1 protein-coding gene is annotated in these 354 nt (G+C 73.7%); it reads right to left on the reverse strand.

Annotated elements, in window-relative coordinates; genetic code table 11:
- The coding region (locus tag OOT08_RS11490; RefSeq protein ID WP_325092762.1) for a RibD family protein at positions 1-354 on the reverse strand (354 nt) is incomplete at both ends.

Below are 354 nucleotides of genomic sequence, written 5' to 3' on the forward strand. Positions count from 1 at the left end.
ACTCAGGACGAAGAGGGTGTCCTCGCCGAGCGGGATGCGTTCCCGTGTGCGGAGCCGAATCGCCTCGTCGATCGTGGCGATGCCGAGGTCGGCGACGGCCACCCGGGGGCCGCCGAGGAGCACGGGCGCCACGTAGACGAGCAGCTCGTCAACGAGCCCCGCCCGCAGCAGCGCGCTGATGATGGTGGGGCCGCCCTCGACAAAGACGCTGTCGATGCCGCGCTCGGCCAGGGCGGCGAGATCCGCGGCGAGGTCCTGGCCGCTCAGGTGGATCGGCTCGGGGGTGCTCGCATCGAGCGCGGGGTGGCTGAGCACCCGGGACCCCGCGGGGATGCCGCGGCGGCCGACCACCAC

This window comes from Leucobacter sp. M11, from assembly GCF_035726885.1.
Taxonomy (GTDB): Bacteria; Actinomycetota; Actinomycetes; order Actinomycetales; family Microbacteriaceae; genus JAPFRB01.